The sequence below is a fragment of the Ruegeria aquimaris genome (assembly GCF_025751555.1).
GTDB classification, from domain to species: domain Bacteria; phylum Pseudomonadota; class Alphaproteobacteria; order Rhodobacterales; family Rhodobacteraceae; genus Ruegeria_B; species Ruegeria_B aquimaris.
Map to the genome: position 1 here is coordinate 1 of NZ_JAOWLB010000053.1, position 3,662 is coordinate 3,662.

Sequence of the window (3,662 nt, forward strand, 5' to 3'; positions counted from 1 at the left end):
GGTTTCATGCTGCGTGTCGTTGTTCCAAGCCTGCCCAGTATGCGTCGTCCGGCGTTTGCCGATCAAGCGCAGCAGTTGCGCCCCGAAGTGGTGGCCATCGCCGCCAAGTTCCCCGGCACGACCGTCCAAATGGTCGAAGACCCACCCGGGCCGGCCATGCGGTCCACGGTGCTGGCCGAGATTTACGGCAAGGACCTGGAGGTTCTGCGGGACTTGTCGGACCGGGCGGCCAGTATTTTTGAAGTGATGTGATCCCCGGAAACGTCCTCGATTGTGGTTAGAGTTTTCCGCATAGAATCCCCCGGCTGGGAGAGGAGCGGAAACGCATGAAAGCATCGAAGTTCACGGACGCACAGAAGGCGTTCATCATCAAGCAGGCGGAGGACGGCGCGACGGTTGCGGAGGTCTGCAGGAAGGCCGGGATCAGCTCGGCGACGTTCTTCAGTTGGAAGAAGAAGTACGCCGGGCTAATGCCGTCGGAGATGAAGCGGCTCAGGGAACTGGAGCAGGAGAATGCGCGACTGAAGAAGATCGTGGCAGACCTGTCTCTGGACAAGGAGATGCTGCAAGACGTTATCAAGCGAAAGCTCTGAGGCCTGCCCGGAAGAGGACGCTGGTCGATGAGATGCGGTTGGATTGGCAGGTGTCGATCCGCCGGGCCTGCGCGGTGATCCGGTTCGATCCCAGGTTCAGCTACCGCGGCGAGGATGTGGTAACAACGCTCGAGCGGATCTGCCGCCACGTAGGCTATCCGGCGACGATCCGGGTCGACCAGGGCAGCGAGTTTATCTCGCGCGACATGGACCTCTGGGCATATCAGCGTGGCGTCACGCTGGACTTCTCCCGACCTGGAAACCGACGGACAACGCCTTCATCGAAGCGTTCAATGGCAGGTTCCGGGCAGAATGTCTGAACAGTCACTGGTTCATGAGCCTTGCCGACGCGGCCGAAAAGATGGAGGCTTGGCGTAGAGACTACAACGAGGAACGACCCCACGGTGCCATCGGGAACAAGGCCCCGGCGGAACTGATGAAATTGGCGCACGACACCAGCCCGTGCACCTGATCGAAGGGCGGAAACTCTGACAACGGCCGAGGACGCGTTGGGTAGCACATCAGGGTGGCGCAGACTCTACATCACGGTGAGGGATTTCGCGGGGGGCAGGTCAGAAGAAACATATGACATGGTCGACATCAGCACCAGCGAACCCGTCGACGTGGTCGAATACAAAATCATCGTGGATCAGGAAAAGGCGGCACTGTCCGGGGTCAGCAATGCACAGATAGCTTCGGTTCTGCGGCCGCTTTACGATGGCGAGATCATCGGCCGCATTCACCCGGACGACGAAAGGAACACCGTCCCGATCCGGGTGCGGGTGCCCTACAGCCAACAGCCCGACCCCGAGCACCTGGAGAAGATTATTGTCGAAAATACTGCCGGTCAGCGGATCGCTCTGGCCGAACTTGTGAACGTTGTGCCGGGGCTGCGTGACCGGCCGATTTTGCACAAGGACAATGAACGCGTGACCTTTGTGGGCGGCGAACTTGCACGCACTTCGCAGATTTACGCAATCGCCGATCTGGACGCCAAGCTGGACGGAATGGAGATCGGCAACGGCACTTTGCTGGAAACCCGAAATCTCTCGCTGGCCAGCACCGCCCCGGAAACTGTTGGAACATACCAACTGCTGTGGAACGGCGAAATCCGCCTGATGCTGGATACTTATCGCGACATGGGCATGGTCATGGGGCTGGCGATGGTGTTCGTCTTTCTTTTGTTGGTAGGCTATTATCAGTGTAACCGCCCGATTGCTGCCGCGGATTAGTGCGACGGCGTCCATTGCCATGGAAGCAGCTCGTCGAGCCGGTTGATCTTGTGGTCGTGGATACGGTTGAGGATGTCGGCCAGCCAGGCTTGTGGATCGAGGCCATTCATCTTGGCCGTTTCGATGAGCGTCATCGCTCGAGCCAGGGTTTCGCCACCGCTATCCGATCCCGCGAATAGCCAGTTCCTACGTCCGATGCCAATCGGGCGCATGGCGCGCTCGGCCGGGTTGTTGTCGATGCCGACGCGGCCGTCTTGGAGGAACAGCTCGAAGGATGGCCAACGGCTGAGACCGTAGCGGAAGGCCTTGGCGAGATCGCTTTTGCCCGGAATGCGCAACAGCTGGGCCTCGGCCCAGGTCTTGAAGGCATCCACCATGGGGCGGGAATGCTGCCGACGCGCAGCCTGGCGCAGTGCCGTCGGCTGGCCGGCAATCTCGCGCTCGACATCGTAAAGCTTGCCGATCCGGTCGAGGGCCTCTCGCGCGATCTCGGACTTCGTGCTGTCCCAGACATCATGGAAGTCGCGACGCAAATGCACCCAGCACGCCGCCTCGCGGAACTGGCAGCGGCCATCCGGGCGCGGTGCGTAGAGCGGGTTGAAGCCGGCGTAGGCGTCCGCCTGTAGGATGCCGCCACTATTTTGCAAATGGCTCTGAGGATGCTCCCCCTTCCGATCCGGGGAGAAGCGGTAGACGACGCCGGGTGGTGCGGCACCGGCCCAGGGTCGCTGGTCAGAGACATAGGCCCAGACCCGCCCCTGCTTGACGCCCTTGCCGAGGCCACGATCCCGGCGGGATCGGTCGAGGACGCGGATCGGTGTGTCGTCGGCGTGGAGGATCGGTGCCGCCATGATCTCGGACTCGACCCGCTCGATGACGGGGGCGAGCACCTTCAAGGCGCGCCCGCACCAGTCCAACAGCGTACTGTCCGGGATATCGGCCCCCATGCGGGCGTAGATCTCGTTCTGGCGATATAGGGGGATGTGATCGTCGAACTTTAAGACGAGGATCTGGGCCAGCAGCCCCGGACCGGCCATGCTGCCGGGGATCGGACGGCTCGGGGCCGAGGGCTGGACCATCTTCTCACACCGGCGGCAGGACCTCTTGATCCGCGCGATCTGGATCACCTTCATCTGCGCGGCGACCAGGTCGAGAAGCTCGCTGACGTCCTCGCCCACCACCCGCAGATCACCTCCGCAATCTGGGCAACAGGTACCAGGGTCGAGCTCGCGGCGTTCACGAGGTGTCGCGTCTGAGACGCGCGGCCTGCGACGCGGCTTGGCCTCGGCGATGGGAGTATCGGTCGCCGCAGGCTCCTCTTCCTCGGTTGACCCGTCACGCTGCTCGGCAACCGCAACCAGCAGATCCTCCAGCGCCAGTTCCAACTGGGCAATCTCGCGCTCGATCTTTTCCGAGGACTTGCCGAAGGCCTGCTTCTGCAACTTGGCGATCCGCAGGCGAAGGGCCTGGACCAGCTGCTCATGGGCCTGGAGCGTGGCCGACATACGCGCATTCTCTGCCTGAAGCGCGGCGATCATCGCCTTCAGGATAGCGGGGTCGTCAGAGAGAATGGCGGCATCATCGGACATGGCGACTGATACCACGCACAGGTGGATGTGGCTAATAAAACAAGGAGATTCAAACGGATAATCTATCCCACCCGAGCAGGCGGCGCGCCCCAATCCGGGCGCCGCCAGTCGATCCCTTCCCAGAGCATCGCCAGCTGCGCCGAAGTCAGTCGCGCGACCCCAGCTTCGGTGTTTGGCCAGGGAAAGCGCCCGCGCTCGAGGACCTTGTAGTAGAGGCAGAAGCCCTGGCCATCCCAGTAAAGCAGCTT

General features: G+C 62.0%; 4 protein-coding genes and 1 pseudogene. 3 read left to right on the top strand and 2 right to left on the bottom strand.

Annotated elements, in window-relative coordinates; genetic code table 11:
• The 3 genes and pseudogenes from OE747_RS24470 to OE747_RS24480 all read left to right on the top strand — a co-directional run.
• Positions 1-252 (top strand): hypothetical protein (locus OE747_RS24470; protein ID WP_263831043.1); only part of this gene is annotated, 252 nt, incomplete at its 5' end.
• Between the two features lie 74 nt (positions 253-326).
• Positions 327-1,065 (top strand): annotated as a pseudogene (locus OE747_RS24475) (integrase core domain-containing protein).
• A gap of 118 nt (positions 1,066-1,183) precedes the next feature.
• On the top strand, positions 1,184-1,825 hold the full coding sequence (locus tag OE747_RS24480) for an efflux RND transporter permease subunit (protein ID WP_263831044.1): 642 nt from the start codon (positions 1,184-1,186) through the stop codon (positions 1,823-1,825).
• Here the strand turns inward: OE747_RS24480 and tnpC are convergent.
• The gene (gene tnpC / locus OE747_RS24485; protein WP_263831045.1) at positions 1,822-3,414 is read right to left on the bottom strand and encodes an IS66 family transposase; all 1,593 of its coding nucleotides are present in this window, start codon (positions 3,412-3,414) and stop codon (positions 1,822-1,824) included. The two genes, OE747_RS24480 and tnpC, sit on opposite strands and share 4 nt — an antisense overlap.
• A gap of 62 nt (positions 3,415-3,476) precedes the next feature.
• On the bottom strand, positions 3,477-3,662 hold a 186-nt coding region (gene tnpB, locus OE747_RS24490; RefSeq protein ID WP_263831046.1), incomplete at its 5' end, for an IS66 family insertion sequence element accessory protein TnpB.